Annotated in this window: 19 protein-coding genes and 1 pseudogene; 12 read left to right on the forward strand and 8 right to left on the reverse strand. The window is 45.9% G+C overall.

Annotated features, from left to right (window positions below; genetic code table 11):
• The first annotated feature begins 42 nt into the window (after window positions 1-42).
• The 5 genes from A3L02_RS01795 to A3L02_RS01815 all read left to right on the forward strand — a co-directional run bounded on the left by A3L02_RS01795 (window position 43) and on the right by A3L02_RS01815 (window position 4,667).
• Window positions 43-1,479: a flippase gene (locus A3L02_RS01795; RefSeq protein WP_088862346.1), complete on the forward strand. Its 1,437-nt coding sequence runs from the start codon at window positions 43-45 to the stop codon at window positions 1,477-1,479.
• The gene (locus A3L02_RS01800) at window positions 1,476-2,561 is read left to right on the forward strand and encodes a glycosyltransferase family 4 protein (RefSeq protein ID WP_088862347.1); all 1,086 of its coding nucleotides are present in this window, start codon (window positions 1,476-1,478) and stop codon (window positions 2,559-2,561) included. The genes A3L02_RS01795 and A3L02_RS01800 overlap by 4 nt, the downstream gene beginning before the upstream one ends.
• A 6-nt stretch (window positions 2,562-2,567) precedes the next feature.
• The gene (locus A3L02_RS01805) at window positions 2,568-3,866 is read left to right on the forward strand and encodes a protoporphyrinogen/coproporphyrinogen oxidase (protein WP_088862348.1); all 1,299 of its coding nucleotides are present in this window, start codon (window positions 2,568-2,570) and stop codon (window positions 3,864-3,866) included.
• Window positions 3,867-3,969: 103 nt separating this feature from the next.
• A complete protein-coding gene (locus A3L02_RS01810) occupies window positions 3,970-4,197 on the forward strand; it encodes an AbrB/MazE/SpoVT family DNA-binding domain-containing protein (protein WP_088862349.1) in 228 nt (75 codons plus the stop codon).
• Window positions 4,194-4,667 (forward strand): type II toxin-antitoxin system VapC family toxin, encoded by a 474-nt coding sequence (locus A3L02_RS01815; protein WP_088862350.1) that lies wholly within the window; start codon window positions 4,194-4,196, stop codon window positions 4,665-4,667. The genes A3L02_RS01810 and A3L02_RS01815 overlap by 4 nt, the downstream gene beginning before the upstream one ends.
• Here A3L02_RS01815 and A3L02_RS01820 read toward each other — a convergent pair.
• Window positions 4,658-6,748, reverse strand: coding sequence for a DUF2206 domain-containing protein (locus A3L02_RS01820; RefSeq protein ID WP_088863800.1), 2,091 nt, complete (start codon window positions 6,746-6,748; stop codon window positions 4,658-4,660). The genes A3L02_RS01815 and A3L02_RS01820 overlap by 10 nt on opposite strands.
• A 64-nt stretch (window positions 6,749-6,812) precedes the next feature.
• Between A3L02_RS01820 and A3L02_RS01825 the strand changes: the two genes are divergently transcribed.
• A complete protein-coding gene (locus A3L02_RS01825; protein ID WP_335755130.1) occupies window positions 6,813-7,871 on the forward strand; it encodes a glycosyltransferase family 2 protein in 1,059 nt (352 codons plus the stop codon).
• 2 nt (window positions 7,872-7,873) lie between these two features.
• Here A3L02_RS01825 and A3L02_RS01830 read toward each other — a convergent pair whose 3' ends face one another.
• From A3L02_RS01830 to aglJ, 5 genes and pseudogenes are all read right to left on the reverse strand, one after another.
• Window positions 7,874-9,016: a glycosyltransferase gene (locus A3L02_RS01830; RefSeq protein WP_088862351.1), complete on the reverse strand. Its 1,143-nt coding sequence runs from the start codon at window positions 9,014-9,016 to the stop codon at window positions 7,874-7,876.
• Entirely contained in the window at window positions 9,006-10,193 is a 1,188-nt protein-coding gene (locus A3L02_RS01835; protein ID WP_054834281.1) for a glycosyltransferase family 4 protein, read from the reverse strand. Before A3L02_RS01835 ends, A3L02_RS01830 begins: the two co-directional genes overlap by 11 nt.
• Window positions 10,194-10,214: 21 nt before the next feature.
• Window positions 10,215-11,149 (reverse strand): annotated as a pseudogene (gene wecB / locus A3L02_RS01840) (non-hydrolyzing UDP-N-acetylglucosamine 2-epimerase).
• Window positions 11,149-12,246, reverse strand: a complete 1,098-nt coding sequence (locus A3L02_RS01845) for a DUF354 domain-containing protein (RefSeq protein WP_088862352.1) — start codon at window positions 12,244-12,246, stop codon at window positions 11,149-11,151. The pseudogene wecB and the gene A3L02_RS01845 overlap by 1 nt, the downstream one beginning before the upstream one ends.
• Window positions 12,247-12,263: 17 nt before the next feature.
• Window positions 12,264-13,187: an S-layer glycoprotein N-glycosyltransferase AglJ gene (gene aglJ, locus A3L02_RS01850; RefSeq protein WP_237268617.1), complete on the reverse strand. Its 924-nt coding sequence runs from the start codon at window positions 13,185-13,187 to the stop codon at window positions 12,264-12,266.
• 510 nt (window positions 13,188-13,697) lie between these two features.
• Between aglJ and A3L02_RS10150 the strand changes: the two genes are divergently transcribed.
• Complete coding sequence (locus tag A3L02_RS10150) at window positions 13,698-13,859, forward strand: hypothetical protein (RefSeq protein WP_237268618.1); 162 nt, start codon at window positions 13,698-13,700, stop codon at window positions 13,857-13,859.
• A gap of 3 nt (window positions 13,860-13,862) precedes the next feature.
• Here the strand turns inward: A3L02_RS10150 and A3L02_RS01855 are convergent, their stop codons facing one another.
• Both A3L02_RS01855 and A3L02_RS01860 read right to left on the reverse strand, forming a co-directional pair.
• Entirely contained in the window at window positions 13,863-14,102 is a 240-nt protein-coding gene (locus A3L02_RS01855; RefSeq protein ID WP_054834451.1) for a hypothetical protein, read from the reverse strand.
• A complete protein-coding gene (locus A3L02_RS01860; protein ID WP_088862353.1) occupies window positions 14,093-14,812 on the reverse strand; it encodes a hypothetical protein in 720 nt (239 codons plus the stop codon). Before A3L02_RS01860 ends, A3L02_RS01855 begins: the two co-directional genes overlap by 10 nt.
• A gap of 52 nt (window positions 14,813-14,864) precedes the next feature.
• Here A3L02_RS01860 and A3L02_RS01865 point away from each other — a divergent pair, with 52 nt between their 5' ends.
• From A3L02_RS01865 to A3L02_RS01885, 5 genes are read left to right on the forward strand one after another with little or no spacing between them, the layout of a single operon-like run.
• Window positions 14,865-16,616 carry a DUF4129 domain-containing protein gene (locus tag A3L02_RS01865; protein ID WP_237268619.1) on the forward strand — a complete coding sequence of 584 codons (1,752 nt, stop codon included), beginning with the start codon at window positions 14,865-14,867 and terminating at the stop codon, window positions 16,614-16,616.
• Complete coding sequence (locus A3L02_RS01870) at window positions 16,613-17,611, forward strand: DUF4350 domain-containing protein (RefSeq protein ID WP_088862355.1); 999 nt, start codon at window positions 16,613-16,615, stop codon at window positions 17,609-17,611. Before A3L02_RS01865 ends, A3L02_RS01870 begins: the two co-directional genes overlap by 4 nt.
• A gap of 1 nt (window position 17,612) precedes the next feature.
• Window positions 17,613-18,533 (forward strand): AAA family ATPase, encoded by a 921-nt coding sequence (locus A3L02_RS01875; protein ID WP_088862356.1) that lies wholly within the window; start codon window positions 17,613-17,615, stop codon window positions 18,531-18,533.
• Window positions 18,530-19,816 (forward strand): DUF58 domain-containing protein, encoded by a 1,287-nt coding sequence (locus A3L02_RS01880; RefSeq protein ID WP_088862357.1) that lies wholly within the window; start codon window positions 18,530-18,532, stop codon window positions 19,814-19,816. The genes A3L02_RS01875 and A3L02_RS01880 overlap by 4 nt, the downstream gene beginning before the upstream one ends.
• A complete protein-coding gene (locus tag A3L02_RS01885) occupies window positions 19,813-20,364 on the forward strand; it encodes a hypothetical protein (protein WP_088862358.1) in 552 nt (183 codons plus the stop codon). Before A3L02_RS01880 ends, A3L02_RS01885 begins: the two co-directional genes overlap by 4 nt.

The raw sequence follows: 20,364 nt of genomic DNA on the forward strand, positions 1-20,364 counted from the left end.
AAAAGCTAAGTGTCTCATCAAATCCCTGAGCGGGGTGCAATCATGAACACTGTCCAGAGAATAGCAAAAAATATGATGGTACTTATAACTGCGAGAATCCTGAGCATGTTGTTTGGCTTTTTCTACGTAATGTATACTGCGAGGTATCTGGGCCCGGCTAATTATGGTATTCTGGCGTTTGCCCTCGCCTTGAACGGGATTTTTGGTGTTATAACAAATTTTGGCCTTGATCCTTTGACCGTTAGAGAGGTTGCGAGGGATAAAAGCCTGGCTAAAAAGTACCTGGCTAATGGAATTGTGCTGAAGTTAACTTTTGGCGTCTTGACGTTTTTGTTGGTTTTTGGAGTGGTATACCTCTTGGGCTATCCTGATATCACAAGGAAGGTTGTGTATATAATAACTCTATCAACTGTAGTGAACGGGATTAACAACCTTTTCAACGATGTTTACCAGGCTTTCGAGAGGATGGAGTTCATGTCCATTGGACAGATATTGGGGAGTGCGCTTTCTCTGGTTTTTGCAGTAATCGCGATCAAACTAGGATTGAACGTTGTACACTTTGCAATGATTCCTCTTGCTGTGAGTCTGATACTTCTTGTGTATCATGCCATTATAACCACATGGAAGTTCTTAAAGCCGAAGGTTGAGGTGGACGTTGGCTTTTGGAGGAGTACTTTAAGGGAAGCGTGGCCCTTTGCATTGACGGCGGTTTTTGTCTCAATCTACTATTGGATTGATTCCGTCATGCTCTCCTACATGAAGGGGGATGAAGTTGTCGGGTGGTATAATGCGGCTTACCGGTTGGTATTGATTTTACTGGTCATTCCGGGCATTTATTTCACCTCATTGTATCCATTGATGTCGAGGTTTTTTAAGGACTCAAAAGACTCGTTGAGATTCACTTTTGAGCGATCTTTTAAATATATGAGCATGCTTGCCTTTCCAATCGGCGTCGGAACCACACTGTTGGCGGATAGGATAATCCTGTTTATATTTGGTCCAGCATATTTACCATCTGCAAAAGCCCTGCAGATTCTGGTCTGGAGTGTTGTTTGTATTTATTTGAGTTCGCCCTATGGACAGCTGGTTCGCTCAGCTAACAGGCAAGGAGTAGAAACAAAGATTACTGCAATGGGAGCCGTTTTAAATACTGTGTTGAATGCAATCATTATTCCAAAATGGAGCTACGTGGGAGCAAGTTCGACAACTTTAGCAACAGAATTGTTTGTAACGTTGTTTTATTTCTACACTTTTCGAAAAACTGAATTTTTTGGGCCTCTCATTTTGATTCACATGGGCAGAGCAATGGTTGCTTCTATTATAATGGGAGCATTCATATGGTTCTTTCCGAGGCTTAACCTGCTCTTAATAATAGGATCAAGCATTACGATATACTTTATAACTTATTATGCTCTAAATGGTGTAGATGTAACTGATAAGAAAATTATAAAGGAACTCAAAGGGGTGAAAGCAAGATGAAAATTAACTACACCATGTTTGGAACTGGCTTAACTGGTGGAGTTAGGGTAATACTGGAAATAGCAAATCACCTAGTTAAGAGAGGACATGAGGTAACAATAACATCTCTCGGAAGAGAAAACGACCATAAGTGGTTTCCACTAAAAGCCAGGACAATCTATGTTAAAAGGCCAAAGTACATTCTTGGGGCAAGATACGTGATTAGAAAATACCTAAAAAACCATTGGTTTGAGGCCTACCCCCAAGCTGAAATAAGGAAGCTTGCAGAAGCTACTCCAGATGATATTGACATAAATGTGGCTACCTTTTGCTTCACTGCATATTCAGTATTCGCAAGTGAAAAAGGTGTCCCCTTTTATCACATGCAACACTATGAACCGCTGTTTTTTGATGATGCTTTTTTAAAGAAATTGGCGGAAGGAACATATCACCTTCCTCTAAACAAGATTTCAAATTCCATATGGCTTCATAACATTATGAAGGAAAAATATGGGGTCGAGACACCTATAGTTAATCCAGCTATTGATCACAATGTCTTTTATCCTCGAGAGATTGAAAAAGAAAGTAACAAGTTAAGAGTTATTGCCTTTGGAAAACAAACACGGTGGAAAGGGTTTCCAGAGTTATTGAAGGCAATGGAGGTTGTAATGAAACAGAGAAATGATGTGGAATTTGTAGTGTATGGTGCCAAAAAGCCAACTTATGAATCAAGAGTTCCATATAAGTTCGTTCAAAGACCATCAGACGAAGAACTGGCGCAACTTTATTCCTCTGCTGATGTGGTTGTAACTGCTTCTTGGTATGAGAGTTTCCCACTCCCACCACTTGAGGCAATGGCATGTGGGGCACCCGTTGTAACTACGAGGTATGGAACGGAAGATTATGCATTCCATGGGAAGAATGCATTAGTGGTTCCGCCTAAAGATCCCAAAGCATTAGCTGAAGCAATATTGAGATTGTTAAATGATGAAGACCTAAGAGAACAATTCCGGAGGGAAGGGCCAAAGACAGCGAAGCGATTTACATGGGATAATACAGTAGACAAAGTAGAGAAGTTATTCAAAGGTGCTCTTAAAGGGTGATGAAAAATGAAAATCGGAATCCTCGGCGGTGGCTTAGCGGGGCTCTCTCTGGGATATTTCTTAAACCAGAGGGGATACGACTTTTTAATTTTGGAGAAAAACCCTGAGACTGGGGGGCTCCTTAAGTCTGTTCAAATTGAAGGGTTCACGTTTGACGTTGGCGGCTCCCACATAATATTCTCGAGGGATAGAGAGATTTTGAATTTCATGGCGTCCCTCCTTGGTGATAACGTGGTCAAAAACCGCAGGAATACAAAAATCCTCTACAAAGGTCGTTATGTGAAGTACCCCTTTGAAAATGGACTGGCTGACCTGCCAAAGCAGGACAACTTCGAGTGCCTGTATTACTTCGTCCAAAATCTAATCGCAAAGGAGAAGGGGCTTTTGAAACCTCCAAGAAACATGAAAGACTGGTTTTATTACACCTTCGGCAAGGGGATTGCCGAGAAGTATTTGATCCCCTACAACGAGAAAATATGGAAGTATCCGCTTGATAAGATGAGCACAGTCTGGGTTGAGAGAATCCCGAATCCACCGATTGAGGACGTGATAAAATCCTCCCTGGGAATCTCAACCGAGGGGTACACCCACCAGCTTTACTTTTACTACCCAAAATTCGGTGGAATCCAGAGCTTAGCCAGAGCCTTGGAAAGACCAATAAAAGACAAAATCGTCACAAATTTTGAAGCTAAGAGTATCAAAAAGGAAAATGGGAAATGGATAATATCGAATGGCAAGTGTGAGTTTGAGTTTGACAGAGTGATCTCCACCATCCCAATACCAGAATTGATTAAGTCCTTAGATGATGTTCCTGAAGAAATTATTGAAGCCGTGAATAATCTAAACTTTAATTCCCTTATTACTGTCGGGATTGGCGTTGATAGATCAAAGCTCAACGATTTCTCCTGGCTTTATATTCCGGATAAGGACATCTTACCGCACAGGGTTAGTTTTCCATCGAATTATTCCCCCCACGTTGCTCCATCGGGTAAGTCCTCAATCTTGGCTGAAGTTACATATAGAGAAGGGGATGAGATAAGTAGAATAAAGGATGATGAGATCGCCGGGATAACAGTGGAGAATCTCCATAAGCTGGGAATTATGGACAAAAAGGACGTTGTACTAACAACGGTCCACAGATTTAAATACGCTTACGTTATATACGATCTTGATTACAGGAATAATCTCGAAGCCATCTTTAAATATTTAAATGAAATTGGAATTGAGAGTATTGGAAGATTCGGGAGCTGGGAATATGCAAACATGGACGCGGTAATTAAAATGGTGAAGGATTATGTTGGATGAAACCTTAACCCAAGGGTTTTAATCATAATCCTCAACTGAAAGGACAAGTGACGGAGGCTAAGTTTAAATAGTGGAAGATCAAATTATAAATTGGTGACTAAAAATGAAAGTGGAAATCAAAAAAATAGATTCCCAGGGCAGGATTGTATTACCCATCTCATGGAGAAGAAGGATAAAGGGGGATGAAGTGGTGGTTATTGAAGAGGAGGGGAAAGTTGAAATCCTTCCAAGGGATGTGGACCTGTCCAAATACGTGGATTCGGTGGAAGTGGATGTCGATAACTTTGGGGATTACCACAAACTGAGAAAGGAGCTGAGGGAGAAGAAATGAGGTTCATTGATGCAAATGTTTTCATCTACGCAGTTTTAAAACCCAAGAGAGAATTAAACGAGAAGGAGCTGGAGATAAAAAGGGTTTCAAAAGAGATATTCAATCGGATAAACGAGGGGGAAGAGGTTATAACAACGGTGGCACATTTAAGCGAGGTTGCAAACGTACTGGAGGATGCTGCGAATCTCAGCTTTGCAGTCTCTTTCCTGAAGGATGTGTTGATAAAGGGAAACGTTATTGTCGAGGAGGTTAGCGATAAGGATTATATGGAAAGCGTTTTGCTGGCGGAGGAGAAGGGAGTTAGTATCAACGATGCCCTTGCTTATATTTTGATGAAAAGGAGAGGGATAGAGGAGATCTATACTTTTGACAGACATTTTGAAAACTTGGATGTTAGAATAGTTAATAGTGTGAAGGATTTAATCTTTAATCGTGAGGAAGAAAAGTACACTAAAAGAGATCACCTGTAAACATAATATTCCCAAACCTGATTGCTTGAATATATTTTGTTAAAATCATACAGTTGCTTCCACAACTTTGTTTGCTTTAGAGGAACGAATTGATGCCTCTGGATTCCTCCAATATCAAAATAAAACGCTTCAATTTCCTTAAACAATACCGTTTCTTTTCCAAGATACACATACTGGTTTCCGTTATGTGCATAGATGCTAACTTGTGGCTCTTTGCCAAAACTCTTAGTTTTCATCCCCAATCCAAGAAAGAGTGGGAATTTAAAGTTACCTAACCACACAGCATTACCCTCGGGAGTATAGTATTTCAACCATCTCGCTCCTGTTATCTCAGCAGGGCTCCAAGATGGAGAATGATATTTATCCAGCCATAGGACAGGTTGTGGATCTTTTGTAACTTCGAGCATAAAACCAGAGTTAAATAGGAAATACACTAATAAAAACCCCGCCAGCGCCTTGGTCATGCGTCTAATGTTAACATGATCGAGCTTAACTCTGAATAGCTTGCGAAACCCCTTGAGAATAGTGGCAGTCCCAATAACAAGGTAAGGAGACAAGAAGAACAACGTGATCTGATATAAACGGGTGGCATTTAATCTATTCGCAAAGAAGGGAACTATTACACCTGCGACATCGTATGCAAAAAACACAAAGGATAGAACATAGAATTCGATGTACTTCCTCTCTTTCTGTTTGATAAGAGTATAAACCACTGCCACCATCCCAATTGAAATCAAACCCTGAGCAATCAAGTTTATCCACTTTGCTATTTCTCTTGTGAGTGTTGTTTTGCTCGCGATAATTGCGAGTCCCTGAGAGTACTGGGGCTTGAGGATGTTCTTTAGCATTATGACAGTGAAATAACCGATATCAACCAGTTTGTGGAATTCAAATCCTCCTCCCACATATTGATACCATAGGAGGGTAAATAACCAGAATAATACTACATAGCTTTCCTTTATTATTGAGTTCTTTTTGGCTAAGCTAACTGGAATAACAAATAGCAGGGCGAACATGACCATATAGGCAGTTCCATAATGGGAAACTATGAGGGAGGTTCCAAAAATCAGCAGCAATAGAGGATGCACTCTTTTTATTAGAGCATAAACCATTAAGGCAAGATACAACTCTGCGATCATCTGTCTTGCAAGAGCCATCATTTCTGTAAAGAAGGTGAATAGAAACATGAAAAAGAGTATCGAAAGCTCGGCCCAGATTTTTTTCCCCAAGAGCCGTTCATAAGCTTTCAGGAGTATTACCGAAACCATGGAAAAGATTAGAGGGTAAATTATCTTGAAAATCGGGATTATGCCAATGTTTAGGATTAAAGAGTACAGCGGGGCTAAGATGTTCACGCTTGCAACAGTGTTGTACTGATAGTATGTCGAAACATTCCACATTCCCTGTCTCAAAACTAAATGAGCATAGTAATACTCCCCGCTTATGTCATACCCCCATATATAGTTCCAGGACACCCCAAAGACGGTTGACCACATGAGAGAGATGGCTATTGACCATATGGCAAAAGCCCTGTTGAAGTTTTTTACCTTGATAAAAATAATAGGAGTAAGTGAGATAACAAAGTACAGGGCCAGCAATCCTCGGTTGTCTCCATAGAAGCTGAACATGTATGCACTCAAAAGCGAAAACAAAGGCAAAAGCAGGAAGAAGAGATCCCACCTTGTTATTTTGGGAAATTTTGACAGGTTTTCTTGAGTCTCCAGGCTTCTATTCTGTTGGATTACAAGGAGAGATACCACAATGACATTAAACGTTACCAGAAGTGGCTTTAATGTTATTGGCCTCTTAATTCCAATGAACGGATAAATGAAGTTCGCAAAGATGCCCATGAACATTACAGTGGAGATACTCAGGGCAACTGTCATGAAGATGCTTTCAGAAATACTCTCCACCCTTGTTCTTAAAATCTTCAAAAGGAGATATCCGGGTAGAAACGTTAGGGCAATAAAGCCAAAAACTTCTCTGGCTAGGGGTATATGAATACCCAAATGATCGATTATTATTGATGAGTCCAGCCCTATCAAAATCGAAGCCGTGATTATAAGTGCCTTCCTGTCCATTGAACCCACTCCCATGTAATCACCACCAAAAAGCCTTTTAATATTTTTGTGGATACCCATTAAGATGCTTATGAACTATCCAAGAGTCTCAATCATAATCCTCAACTGGAACGGCTGGAGGGATACGGTTGAGTGTTTGGAGTCGCTCTACAGGATAACCTATCCAAATTACGATGTTATTGTTGTGGATAATGGTTCTAGGGATGAATCCATTCAGAAGATAAAAGAGTATGCCAGAGGCAAGATTAAAGTCAATTCCAAGTTCTTCAAGTACAATCCCAAAAATAAGCCAATAAAGGTTTTTGAGGTTGGCGAGGATGAAGCTAAGGAGGGAAAGTTCAATAGACCGCTTTATGAAAAACTTGACCCCGATAGGAGGATGATTCTGATTAAAAACAGGGATAACTACGGGTTCGCCGGCGGGAACAACGTTGGGATAAAGTTTGCCTTGAGCGTTTTGAATCCGAGTTATGTTCTGCTATTGAATAATGATACTGTTGTTGATCCCGATTTTTTGAGTGAGCTTGTTAAGGTTGCTGAGAGTGATGAGAAGATTGGGATTGTGGGGCCAAAGATTTATTACTATGATTACAACGGAAGGAGCGATATGATTAATTTTACTGGAGCAGATTTAATCCTTTGGAGGGGGACTGAAAAAAGGTATGGATTCAATGAAGTGGATCGTGGACAGTGGGATAGAATCATGAGTGTTGACAAAATTGAAGGTTCCTGCATGTTAATAAAGAAAGAGATTCTTGAAAAGGTAGGGTTTTTTGATGAAAAATTTTTCTGTTACTGGGAAGAGACAGATTTGTGTCTTAGGACAAAACATACCGGGCATAACTTGCTCTATGTACCAACCGCAAGGACATGGCATAAAGTAGCTTCCTCTAGTGGAGGAATACTGAGTAATTTCCATGAGTATTACATGACTAGAAATAGATTATGGTTTCTAAAAAGAAATTCCTCTTCAAGTGTAATGCGAAAACATCTAACGTATACTCTATTGTGGGAGTTGCCCTTCAAAGTTACTTCACTTGTATTATACTATAAAAGACCTCGTTTGGTTTTTGCATATCTAAAGGGTCTCTCAGATGGGATTACAGGATTAAAAGCCATGTGATTTTACGACTTAGAATTGATCAATGACTGAATAACTTTTACCATATCTTCCATGGAATCCGCAATAAAAATCTTATCTCCAATAAGCTCCTCAAATCCTCTTGCTCCAAGAGATGTTGATATTACTGGCGTATCTATCTTTAAATAATCAAACATTTTAATCTCTATTCCAGTTGGAGACGTAAACTTTGGATTTATAAACAAATCACATCTGCTTAGAACACTTCCTAAATTCTGCACGAATCCCAAGAATTTTACATTTTTAGGTATTTCATCTTTCTGCCCCCTGAATAAGTTTCCAACACTACCAATAATCCAGAATTCGAATTTGGTATCTGATAATCGCTTGCTGAGCTCAATGATTTTTTCAACAGCATCAATGTTGTGGGTAGTTGCGCTTCCTATGAATCCAATCACTATCTTTCCTTTTTCCTTAAATTCTTTGGAAATTTCTAATTTTCGTTTTTTTCTGATTGGTACCCATACGTATACATCCCGATCCTCTATACTTTGGGCAAGCATTTCTCTATCTTGGGGGGAAACACAGAAAATGAAGTCTACATGTTTCAAATTGTAAAATTCAATCCATTTATACACTCTCGAAATGGTAGACACGATCCTGTTAGGTATCCCAAATATCCTTAGTTTCTCTTCTAAGAATATGTACTCAATGTTGTGCTCTATAATAATCGTTGGTTTATTTGTTAATTTCTTTACGATTGCCGCTCCAATTGGAAAATTGACTATGATGAGGTCGTATTTTTCTTTAATTTCATTACATGATTTTTTAAGAGTCGGATCTATTCTCAGTAACAGTTCCACAATTGCAGTTATAAACGGTAAAAGTAAACTCCCAAAAGGGCTTGTTTTCTTCTTTTTAATCATTCCGGTTGCAAATTTTATGTTAATCTTTGTAGCATTCTGAAACAATCTAAGAATTTTGAAAACCGCTGAAATATTAAACAAGGACTCCAATTCTACATTTTTATTAATGATTCTAAGATATCTAACCTGTTCTCTTATTAGCCTTTCTCCTCCTCTGTTACCTTGTAGAATATCCAAAACATCAATAGGAGCTAAGATTAATATATCATTTGCTTTTTTTAATATTTTCTCTGCTGAATTGTACTGAATATCAACTTTCATTTTTATCAACCACTCTCCTGTATATATTCAACGTTTGAGTAGCAATATTCTCCCACATGAATCGCTCCGCGTACTTCCTTATCTTCTCCCTGTCCCAATCTTTTTCAAGGGCTATTAAAATCTTTTCCGCCAAACATTCTGGATCCTTTGGTGGGCAGAGCAGGCCGTAATCCTCGGAGGTTATTATTTCCTCACTGCCGCCATTGTACGTTGCAACAACTGGAGTTCCAACGGCCATCGCTTCTAACTGAACAATTCCAAAGCTTTCGCTCAAGCTCGGAAGGACGAAGAGGTCGGCGGCGTTCATCCATAATGGTATCTCGTTATGTGGTTTGGGACCCACAAGTTTTACATAATCATCTAAATCCAACTTTTTAACCTGATTTTTCAGTTTGTTTTCCAGTTTCCCACCGCCGACTATGATACAAAGAACATCTTTTCTATGCTTTACAACCTCTCCCATGACATCTATCAGGTATCTGTGCCCTTTAACCTCAACCAGATTCCCAACCGTCAGAATTATCCTTTTGTTAAGAGGTAACTTCAGGATTTTTCTGCACTCCTTTTGGTCTTGTGGATAGAATAAATCGCTTCTAAACCCATTTGGGACGAGTTTAACCGGGGTGTTGATATCTAATCTTCTAATTGAAGACAAGTTTTTATTGCTAACCGTTATTACATAATCGGAAGAACTTAAGACATGTCTTATCAGTTTCTTCCATCTTTCATTTCGGAAGGGTAAGTCGTAAACATCGTATCCGTGAGCAGTAACAACTGCTGGAACATTGAACTTCTTTCCAAGCCTTACCGCCGCGTACCCACTCGGCCAAGTAAAATGAGCATGAATCAGATCGAACTCAATGTTGTTCTTTTCTATGTATTTTTTAAATAGATTGGCCAATTTATCACCAAGCCCATAATTTTGTCCATCGGGAGTGAAATAGAAGGATGAGACTACATGCACCTTAACATTTTCAGGTGTTTCAGTCAAATCTACAAGCCACTTCTTTGAAAACTTTTCAATGTGCCTGAAATACGAAAAGGGCAGATATCGAGCAAGTTCCGAAAGGTAATTATGATGAACAAAGACGTTGATTTCATCGAAATATTTGCTCTGAGCTTCTACAAGATCTTTTATAAAAGTGTGATAATGAGGAGAGATCACCAATAACTTCATGTTATCACTCCCTGATGAGTCTTAACCCCCACCCAATATCTCTATAATTCTTTTACTCGCCTTCCCGTCTCCAAACTTGTACGTGTACGTTCTCCCGTCAGGCTCAAACTCCCTAACAGCCTTTAGTATCTTCTCCTTATCGGCCCCAACAAGAACGTTCCATCCATCCTCAACAGTCTCAACCCATTCCGTTTTTTCCCTTAAAGTAATGCATGGAACTCTCAAAAAGTAAGCCTCCTTCTGCACGCCTCCAGAATCTGTCAAAATCTTTCTCGCGTTCTTCTCAAGCACGATGTTATGCTCTCCAAGTTTTTTCTATTGTCCGTGTTCTCAGCCCGATGAACAGTCGCAAGGTAATACTCCATCGGCTTTAATCCCAACTCATCCAGTATTTTTGATTCCCTCTCAGCGATCTTAATATTGTAGAGCAACGCATCCAACATGACGTCCCCCGTTAAATAAACTCCTTCCCTAATTCCCTCATTTTTCAGATTCTCAACTGCAGTTTCAGTTGGAGCAAAGAGGTGATCACTAATGTGATCCGTCAAAACCCGATTAACCTCCTCCGGCATTCGCTTATCAAAACTCCTCAAACCAGCCTCAACGTGGGCCACTTTAATGTGAAGCTTAACCGCCGCCAAAGCCCCAGCGAGGGTAGAGTTAGTATCCCCGTAAACCAGAACCAAATCGGGCTCTTCCCTGAGCAGAACCTCCTCAATCCGCTTTAACATTTCACCCGTTTGATAACCGTGACTCCCGGAACCGACCCCCAGATTATAATCTGGTTCTCTAATATTCAACTGCTCGAAAAAGATTTTGTTCATTTCATAATCATAATGCTGGCCCGTGTGCACGATAACCTCTTGGATGCCAGCCTTTTCAAGTTCTCGAGAAACCGGAACCATCTTAATGAACTGCGGCCGAGCACCAACAACCGTAACAACCCTCATGGGCATCACCTAAACCGATGCTGAATTTTTGGGTTTTGCCTGAATTCCTCCAGGCTTTCAGGATAGTTCTCGAGGAACCATACCATAAAGGACGTTATATCGATCTTCTCTTTCAAGAGTTTTTCCCTTTTTCTGTACCACTCTCTTTTGAGACCATTCAGTTGAACCAGTTCAACGGCTTTTTTTATTGCCTCTTCGCGGTCTCTGATGTTGAACATAAGGCCAAAGCGTTTCTCAAGCTCTATGAAGTTGCCCATATCCTTTGGGCCAACGAACTTGTTGCTTCTGATGGTCGGAGTTCCCAACAGAGCCCCTTCCGTAGCCATTGTCTGGGTATCAGTAACCAAGAGTTTAGCATGGTAAATAACATCATGTATTCTGCTCTTGGGAACCGGGAGAAGATATTTTTCTAACTCCCCTGGAACTTTCCCTTCAGCGGAGATGAAAACGTGGGCATGCTTTTCGAGTTCTTTCACGAGTGTTATCTTGTCTTCGGTCGTGAAGCCTCTAACCCCTTCATCGTGGGCAGCGTCAAAGGCGTTGAACCTTAATAAGACATAATCTTCCCCTTTAGAAATCCCCAAAAGATCAAAAATGTCGTCATTGGGAGTATAATAATTGGGATGTAAATATGCAAGCTCTTTGTAACTGGCTACTCTGAGATGCTTTTTTCCCAACTCATCTCTAAATGACTCCGGAGTCAATAAAACGTCCGTAAAAGGCATCATGGCCTTAAATTGGAGAGAAAGGAGTGTGTGTATGCTCGGTTCCGAATCATAGAACTGAACATAAGGAGCCCTAAGTAATTTGGATGTATATGCACCATATATTTCAAATCCCGTTACTACGCCTATTTTTTCTTTGCGCAGGAATGTAAACGCCTTGAGGACGTCTTTAGGTAATGTAATAATCCGTTTAGACCCCTTAGGTGGCTTTGAAAAAACAGCGTAATCAAACCCTAATGCGTTTAATATGTCCAACGTTTCTCCATAATCCCTCGCCAGGAGGTGCACATTATAACCTTTTTCTGTTAATCTTCTCAAAATATTTCTGTAGAAATGAACCTGAGCAGGAGTACTTACAAAGATAGCTATGGATTTCATCTCGTTCTCCCTCCTATTTACTTTTGTCTCATACTCCTCTTTATCTCCACCATCACCTTAAACATGTAGCTCATCACGAAACCTATAACTAAAAACTGAACCCCGCCGAGCACGAGGATGGCGGTAACTATGGCGAGCAGATCGTGGGAGACATGATTTAACCACTCGTAAACAACGTAAACCCCCGAGATGAACCCAAGGAGGAGGAAGAACACCCCGAGGAAGTAGAGGTACTTGGCCGGGTTGTACCTCACGAGGAGCTCGGCTATCGTCCTCCCTATCCTGAGCCCGTCACCGAGGGGGCTGAGCTTGGTATCGCCGTGGCGCCTGTGATAATTTATGGGCACCTCGATGATACTGAAGCCGTTGGCGAGGGTCTCGACGGTCAGCTCTGCTTCAACCTCAAAGCCGTGCTTGAGGAGGTTGACGTTTTTATAGACGTCCCTGGTTAGGGCCCTGTACCCGGAAAGGATATCGTAGAGCTCAACGCCGTAAAGAAAGCGGAAGAGCCAGTTCAACACTTTGTTTCCAAACAAGTTTAACCGTGTGAACGCTCCGTCCTCAAAGTTAACCAGCCGGTTCCCTATAACGTGTTCGGCAACGCCCCTCCTTATGGGTTCGAGCATCTCCTCTATATCATTAGGGTCATAAGTCCCGTCCCCGTCGATGAGAACGGCGACATCGGTATCGACCATGGAGAAAGCCTCGGCAACCGCCTGGCCCTTGCCCTTGCCGCTCTGCACGATGACCTTTGCACCTTTCTCCCCCGCCACCTCGCGGGTTCTATCCTTACTGTTGCCATCTATGACGAGGATGTTACCGTATCCGAGCTTTTTAAAAGCGTCTATAACCTTTCCGATGCCTTCCTCCTCGTTGAGGGTGGGGATTATTATGGTGACGTCCTCCGGGGTTATATCCTGCTTTTTAGTGATATTCAGCACCCCCCGTGGAAACGCTTGGGTTAAATAATCGAGCCAGAGCAACAACCGAACCAATCGTCAGCTCCTCGTTGTAGGCCGGGATGAGTACCAGGACGTTGTCCTCCGCCATGCCGCTTATCCCTCTCTGTCAGTTATATGGACAACTCACTTCAGTTTTGTAATTGACATCGTTATAAAGTTTTCTAAGTGCACCTCATAAAATTGCCGTGCTTCCAAGGATATATTTCATCTAATCTTTCGCCGTGTTACGTTCTCACGGGAATTTTTCCAGGTTCTCACCCACTGTATACAACACAAATTCACCATTCCATTGGACAACGAAACTCCTTGCTCAACTTTGGGGAATTGTTGTGAACATCACCTGTGAAAAGCTGAAGGAGATTTGAGGGGCTTGCAGTTGAAGGACAGATATTTAAGAGTTCCTAACTACCTTTTACTGGTGGCGAGGAGCATTGGAGGATTCCAAAATGGGCCTGGGGAGAGGATTGAGTTCATAAAACTCTACGTGGAGTGGCTCAAAGGACACCGAACGAGGTCTGGAGCAGACAGCAGGCGGAGTTCATCAACGCCCTCCTTGAGAACGCAAGGAACTTCCCCCTGTCAAAGGAGGAATACCTGAGGATCAAGAAGGGGGCGAGGAACATGAAACGGGTTCTCAAATTAGTATTTTGACGATTATTTTATTATCTCGTACACCCTCTTAGCCACTATGAACGAAAAAACGAGGAGGAGCAGGTAGGCCGAGAGCTTTAACGAGCTCTTAACGTCCCTCGGCAGGTAGAACTCGCCCACCTCAAGGGTAATCAGTATCCCGATGAGTGCCACGGTCAGGAATATCTCAACGGATGGAATTATCAGAGCGGAGATGACCACCCAAAGGGCCAGGAACAGGATGACGTTCTCCCTCATAGCCATCTCTCGACCCCACCGAGCCTTCTCAACGTAACCTTAACGTGTTCACCGGCATTTTCAACGGACTCCACCTCGAGGAGCTCTCCCGAACCCATCGCTATCCCCAGGAGAACCGCCGAGACCGCGGGATCGGCATAGGCCGGTCCACCACACAGGGGCTTTGCGAAAACCTCTATCTCTCCGTCTTCCTTCTCAAAGACCTCCGCCGAGCCGAGGCCGAGAGCGCTGAGAACGGATGATACCGCGGAGGCCGCGTATCCGATGCCCGTCCCCGAGAGCTCACCAACGTTTTCAAGGGTGTAGTCAATGATTCCCCTGCCCGGAGGCGGGCCTATCAGAACTCCACTTTCATCCTCGGTTCCCGCTAAAAAGACGGTGTTTCCATCCAGCTTTCCGAGGGGCACCCTGAAATCCTTTGACCGGGGGATGAACACCCCTCCGGATGGGAGGTTCTCGTATGGGGGGATAACAACCGGGTTTCCCTTCAGCTCCAGGTCTTCGACGAGGTTTCCGACGAACCTGCAGAACGGATCGCAGCTGAGGACGAGCGATTCCTTCTCGACCTGTCCGCCCATGGGGAGGGCCGCGACCACCAGCCCGAGGATTACCGTGCCGATGCCGAGGTTTACAAGGTAGGGAACCCCTGAGGTGCCCCCGTAGTACCAGAGTCCGATTCCAGCGATTACAAGGATACCTCCCCAGATCCGCCCCATCCCAACACCTGAATGAACAAAACTTAAAAGGTTTTTATGCCTTGTGGATGTGATGGCAATGAGAGAAGCAGCGTTTTTAATAACCCTCATTTTAATCATCGGCTCACTTCCCCTCACGGCCGGAAAGGGTGTGGAGAAGCCGGTTCAGAGGGATGTCTTTCTGTACGACTACTTCTCGGAAGTCCTGGTTCACTTCGAGTACTCCCTGAAGTACACGCTGGCCAACGAGAGCTACGGCCTGAAACTGGCCACTCAGACCCTCAACGAACTGGAACTTATAAACACAGAGGCCATGTACTACAGGGACAGGGGCGTTGACTCACCAGTGATGGAGGTCATCCCCCCCTTCTACGACTTCGCCAGGGAGCTCGTTACATTGGACAACATGACCCTCGAATTCCAGAGGAAGCCCACCCCTGCTCTGGCGGCCGGGATAACCGGCACCATTAGGAGGATGGAGGGGGATCTAAATAAGATCTCAGCGCTCAGGCTCCGGAACGGCACGAAGGTTCTGGCATTCAACACGGAGAAGGTTGGTAAGTACCTGGAGGCCATAAGGAAGCTCGTCTCCAAGACGGGTCCGACAGGGAAGTTAATGATAGGGATCTCAACCAACAGTCCCATCCTCCACCAGAACGTCACGATCTTTGGCTCCTGTCCCGGCAACGAGACCGTTACGATCGTGATAGCCGGAAAAAACTCCACCATCCTCATCCCGATAAAACCCATCAACGGGCTCTTTTCCACAACGTACTCCTTCGATAGGCTTGGAACGTACACCGTATATGCCACCCAGCGGGGAAACAGATCCAACGTGGTAACCGTCACCGTCAGGAAGATCCCCTCCCTCTTTCTGGCCCCGGATGCCGTGAGTGCCCTCTTGAATCAAACGGCCACGATATCCGGAAAGCTCGTTGACTACTACGGGAAACCCCTGGGGGGGCGGAATATAACGGTTGGAAACGAATCGCTGACCACTAACCCGGACGGAAGCTTCTCAAAGGGATACCTCTCCCCAAAAGCCATCGGTTTCAGGGTATCATTGAAGTTTGATGGCGATTCAACCCACTCGGGAACGACAAAAACCGTTACCGTTAAGTTCAAGCGCTACCCCGTGACTATAACGCTGAACGGTCCCCAGGAGATAACCCTCGGGAAAACGGCCTCTTTCACTGGAAACATTCGACCCCGCCTGAGCGTCCCCATTAGCATATACGTCAACGGCAAGCCCTACCTTAACTTAACATCTGAAGAGGGAAACTTCTCCTTCACGTTAAGGCCTGAGGAAACAGGCGATATCGAGGTGTACGCCGCGTTCCCCGGCAACGAGGTTTACGGGGAGGCAACCTCCAACGTGCTGACGATCAACGTGGTTTCGCCGTTGAGCAGGTTACCGAGGTACATCGAGACCACGTTGATAGCTCTCGTCTTTATGGGTGGAATCATCATTCTCAAACGTAAGAAACGGCACCCGACGAGAAAACTCGAAAAAATTAGGGAACCTTCACCCGTACAGGGGAGGGACGAAGGGCCAACAACCGCAGCCGAAGTCGAAATACCGAAGGACGTCGGTGAAGCCTACCGGTTACTCAGGGAGAAGTTAAGGGATCGCTTCGGGGTAGGCGAGAGCCTCACTCCGAGGGAGGTCCTTGGGATACTGAAGGGCAGGGAGTTTTACCCCTACCTCGAGAGGGTCACTTTACTCCACGAGAAAGCCGTTTACGGGAACGTTCCGCTAACAACGGAGGAGCTTGCGGAGTTCATAGAAGACGTAAGGAGGATCATGGAGGGGGATTCCAGATGAACAAGACGATAAGGTACCTCATCCTCATCCTCCTCATCCTGACGTTCCTGACCATGCCCCTCACCGTTCCGATGTTCAAGAGCTCCACCGCCTACAGCATGTTCAACACCGGCTGGGACGGGGTTTCCGGGTTCGCGAGGCTGGCCTATCACAGAGGAAAGACGATAACGCCGATCTTCCAGTCGTTTGATATCGCCGGAGTGGGGGACCTCGACGGCGTCCTCCTGATAATAGGGCCCAACGTGACGTTCACGGCGGCCGAGATGGAGGGGATAAAGCTCTTCCTGGAAAGGGGAAACACCCTCTTCATAGCCGACGACTTCGGGACGGGAAACGAGATACTCCGGGCTCTAAACGTGCCGGTTGGGATCTCAAAAGACCCCCTCAGGGATTTCTTCTACGACAAAGACGACAGGTTCGTGGTCTCCGTAAGGATAGAAGACCCCATCCTTGCCCGGAACGTTACGGAGATCATCACCAACGAGCCCTCTGCCATAATAGTCACAGGAAATGGCGAGGCCTACGCCAGCAAGGTCTCCATGGTGAACTTCCACAGGAGAATGTTTCCACTGCTGACGGAGGTCAGGTACGGGAAGGGAAGGATAGTGGTGCTGTCCGACCCGGATGTCCTGACGAACCAGCTCTACGGAGAAAACGAGCCGTTCCTGAGGAACCTGATAGACTACCTCGGCGGGGATAGGTTTTACATCGACGAGGCCCATCATCCTGATTTCAACCTCTACACCACCGGCACCGTTACGATAACCCGCGTGCTCTCAAGGAGGACGGCTATTGGGTTGATGCTCCTCATAGCAACGATGATACTGCTGTGGGAAATCGGAGCCTTCGGGATAACGGCACGGTTGACGTCGCGCCTCCTCGCGCGCCTTTTCAATGAAAACGAAAACGTTGAAGAGGTTGCCCTCCTCCTCGCGGAGGAGAGGGGCTGGGACGAGAAGGAGATAATTGAGATGCTCGAAAGGATGGGTGGTTGATATGATACTCGAAAAGATCCAAAAAGAAGTTGGAAAGGCCATTGAGGGCATGGACGACGTGGTCGAGCTCATGACGATAGCCCTGCTGGCGGAGGGACACGTACTCCTTGAGGGGGTTCCCGGAATAGCCAAGACGACGCTCAGCAAGAACTTCGCGGGAACCCTCGGGCTGAAGTTCTCGAGGATACAGATGACGCCCGACCTCCTCCCGGCGGACATCCTGGGCCACACGTTCTATGACATGCGCGCGGGCGAGTTCAAGATAAGGAAAGGGCCGATATTCGCCAACGTCGTCCTCGTAGACGAGATAAACCGGGCCTCCCCGAAAACGCAATCGGCCCTGCTCGAGGCGATGGAGGAGAAGCAGGTAACCATAGAGGGACTCCCGCTCAAGCTACCGGAACCCTTCATAGTGCTCGCCACCAGGAACCCCGTTGAGCTGGAGGGTGTCTATGAGCTCCCCACGGCTCAAACGGACCGTTTCATGATGAAGATAGACCTGACTTACCTACCGGAGGAGAGCGAGAAGAGGATGCTCCGGAGGAAGAGCCTCGGCGAGTTCTCGAAGGCGAAGCAGGTGGTTCTCGGTACAGAACTCGCGAGGGCAAGAAGGGAGGCCCAGAAGGTTCACGTCAGCGACGCGATAATCGACTACATCTACGAGATCGTCAAGGCCACGAGACTGGATGAGAGGGTTATACTGGGTGTCTCACCGAGGGGAGGCGAGCACCTGCTTTATACGGCCAGGGTGAAGGCTTACCTTGAGGGAAGAACCTACGTGATCCCCGATGACGTCAAGTGGCTGGCCGTTCCAGTGCTCGCCCACAGGATCGTCGTCAAACCCGAGTACGAGGTCGAGGGCGTCAACGGAAAAACTGTGGTCAGAGAAGCTCTCGAGAACGTAGAGGTGCCGACCGAATGAAGCCAGCGGAAGTCATCCTATCCCTTGCCGCGGTGGTCTCGGCAACGGCGTACCTCCTTGCCAGCCCGGCCGTTGCGTTAATCGGGGTGGTTCTGATGGCCTACTACGCGCTGGCCAGGCTCAGCTTCGAGCCGAGGGTCAGGGTCAGCCGGCGTTTTCCTGCCAGGGGAACGGAGAAGGAACCTTTAAAGGCCGAGATTCACATTGAAAACGACTCCCCCATCCCCGGCGTATTGAAGATAAGGGAAACCTCCGAGAAGGCCTTTGCAAAGGACCTTAGGGTGGAGTTGAAACCCGGCGAGAGGAGGTACGTAACCCAGACGATAGTGCCCCAGTCCAAGGGCAGGGTAGACTTGAAGGGTAAAGCGGAGTTCGAGGACGCCCTCGGCCTGTTCAAGGAGGACGTTAAAGTAGAGGAGCACGGAGGGATAACCGTTTTCCCCTCGCCGGGTAGCATAGGGGAAGCGATGAAAGAGAGGAGGCAGGTGGAGGCGCTCGCGGAGGCAGAAAAGGCCCTTGGAATCGGCGCGGAAACTTTGGACTTCGAGGAACTCAGGGAGTTCATGCCGGGCGACGATATAATCAGAGTAGACTGGAAGGCAACGTCAAGACTCCAGACGCTCATAGTCAGGGTGTTCAAGAGGGAGACCCTCGCGGACGTTTATCTCCTGATAAACGTGGCTAAGGAGTTCAGGAGGGAGATGAGGCCGGGCAGGATCGACTACCTCGTCCTGATAACCTCCCAGTTAACCGCGTACTTCAAGCACTTCGGGCACGCGATCAAAGTAATAGCTTACGACGATTCCGGCGTCGTCAAAGTGATAGAGAATGCCTCGGATCCCCTGAAGGTGGTGCTGGAACTCGGCCTGAAGGGGGAAAGGGGCCTGCCCCAGATAACACCCTCACGTTTGTCCCCGAAAAGATCTTCCCTCGGCCGCACCGTCTCAAAGCTCAGGAAGGGAACGGAGGCATCGGGTCCCGTTGCGGCAGCCATGAAGGTCGAGAGCGGGGCTTACGTCCTTATGGTTGACGATCTCGGCCTCCATCCGGGTGAGATAATCAAAGCGTCACGGATCCTTGACAGGAAAGGGGCGAAGGCGGTTCTGCTCTACCCCAATCCTGTACTCTTCATGAGCAAGAAAGACCTGACGAAGGAGAAACTCGAAACCCTTTACAGAGCCTACCGGGAGAGAAAGGAGATGATGAAGAGGGTAATCGGGTGGATAAAGGTCATCGAGGTTGGCCCAAGGGATCTCTTGCCGAAGGTGGTGAGAAAACTATGATAGGGCTGGTGGCTTCCATCCTCGTGGGTGTGGCCCTCCAGAACTACCCCTTCCTCCTGGCCGCCATCCCGTACCTCCTCCGGGTGAAGAGCAGGAACCTGAGCCTGATGGCGTTCTACGGCTACGTTATCCTGCTCGCCCTCACCCTTCCGGGGGGGTCCATATACAGCTGGGAAGGCATCAAAACGGCGCTCTTCGCCTCCACTTCAACCTTCCTTCTTCTCGACGACGTTCTAAGGGGTGTTAGGATAGGGGAGAAAGAGGCGATTATCTCGGGCGTCCTAATAGCATCGGCCTTCAACGACTACGCCCTCTCGGTCGCCCTCATCGGGGTTACCCTCTACCTGGCTTATCTGTACTTCGGAAAGGCAGTTTATTACCTCGCGGGATGGCTCGGAGCATCGGTTATCGCGCTCGCCATGATGAAAGACCAACTTAAAGATCCGGTTGCCCAGACGTTCGTTGTAATCGGTCTCGGGCTGATCCTCCTGATGGTCTCAGAGAGGAAGAACGTTGAGTTCCTGGAGGTGGGCCTCCGGGAGGAGTGA

This window comes from Thermococcus celer Vu 13 = JCM 8558 (assembly GCF_002214365.1).
Classification (GTDB): Archaea; Methanobacteriota_B; Thermococci; order Thermococcales; family Thermococcaceae; genus Thermococcus; species Thermococcus celer.

Coding starts and splice junctions, on each gene's coding strand:
- A3L02_RS01795 (WP_088862346.1), top strand. CDS start 43: ATGAACACTGTCCAGAGAATAGCAAAAAATATGATGGTACTTATAACT.
- A3L02_RS01800 (WP_088862347.1), top strand. CDS start 1,476: ATGAAAATTAACTACACCATGTTTGGAACTGGCTTAACTGGTGGAGTT.
- A3L02_RS01805 (WP_088862348.1), top strand. CDS start 2,568: ATGAAAATCGGAATCCTCGGCGGTGGCTTAGCGGGGCTCTCTCTGGGA.
- A3L02_RS01810 (WP_088862349.1), top strand. CDS start 3,970: ATGAAAGTGGAAATCAAAAAAATAGATTCCCAGGGCAGGATTGTATTA.
- A3L02_RS01815 (WP_088862350.1), top strand. CDS start 4,194: ATGAGGTTCATTGATGCAAATGTTTTCATCTACGCAGTTTTAAAACCC.
- A3L02_RS01820 (WP_088863800.1), bottom strand. CDS start 6,748: ATGGACAGGAAGGCACTTATAATCACGGCTTCGATTTTGATAGGGCTG.
- A3L02_RS01825 (WP_335755130.1), top strand. CDS start 6,813: ATGCTTATGAACTATCCAAGAGTCTCAATCATAATCCTCAACTGGAAC.
- A3L02_RS01830 (WP_088862351.1), bottom strand. CDS start 9,016: ATGAAAGTTGATATTCAGTACAATTCAGCAGAGAAAATATTAAAAAAA.
- A3L02_RS01835 (WP_054834281.1), bottom strand. CDS start 10,193: ATGAAGTTATTGGTGATCTCTCCTCATTATCACACTTTTATAAAAGAT.
- A3L02_RS01845 (WP_088862352.1), bottom strand. CDS start 12,246: ATGAAATCCATAGCTATCTTTGTAAGTACTCCTGCTCAGGTTCATTTC.
- A3L02_RS01855 (WP_054834451.1), bottom strand. CDS start 14,102: ATGGCTATGAGGGAGAACGTCATCCTGTTCCTGGCCCTTTGGGTGGTC.
- A3L02_RS01860 (WP_088862353.1), bottom strand. CDS start 14,812: ATGGGGCGGATCTGGGGAGGTATCCTTGTAATCGCTGGAATCGGACTC.
- A3L02_RS01865 (WP_237268619.1), top strand. CDS start 14,865: ATGGCAATGAGAGAAGCAGCGTTTTTAATAACCCTCATTTTAATCATC.
- A3L02_RS01870 (WP_088862355.1), top strand. CDS start 16,613: ATGAACAAGACGATAAGGTACCTCATCCTCATCCTCCTCATCCTGACG.
- A3L02_RS01875 (WP_088862356.1), top strand. CDS start 17,613: ATGATACTCGAAAAGATCCAAAAAGAAGTTGGAAAGGCCATTGAGGGC.
- A3L02_RS01880 (WP_088862357.1), top strand. CDS start 18,530: ATGAAGCCAGCGGAAGTCATCCTATCCCTTGCCGCGGTGGTCTCGGCA.
- A3L02_RS01885 (WP_088862358.1), top strand. CDS start 19,813: ATGATAGGGCTGGTGGCTTCCATCCTCGTGGGTGTGGCCCTCCAGAAC.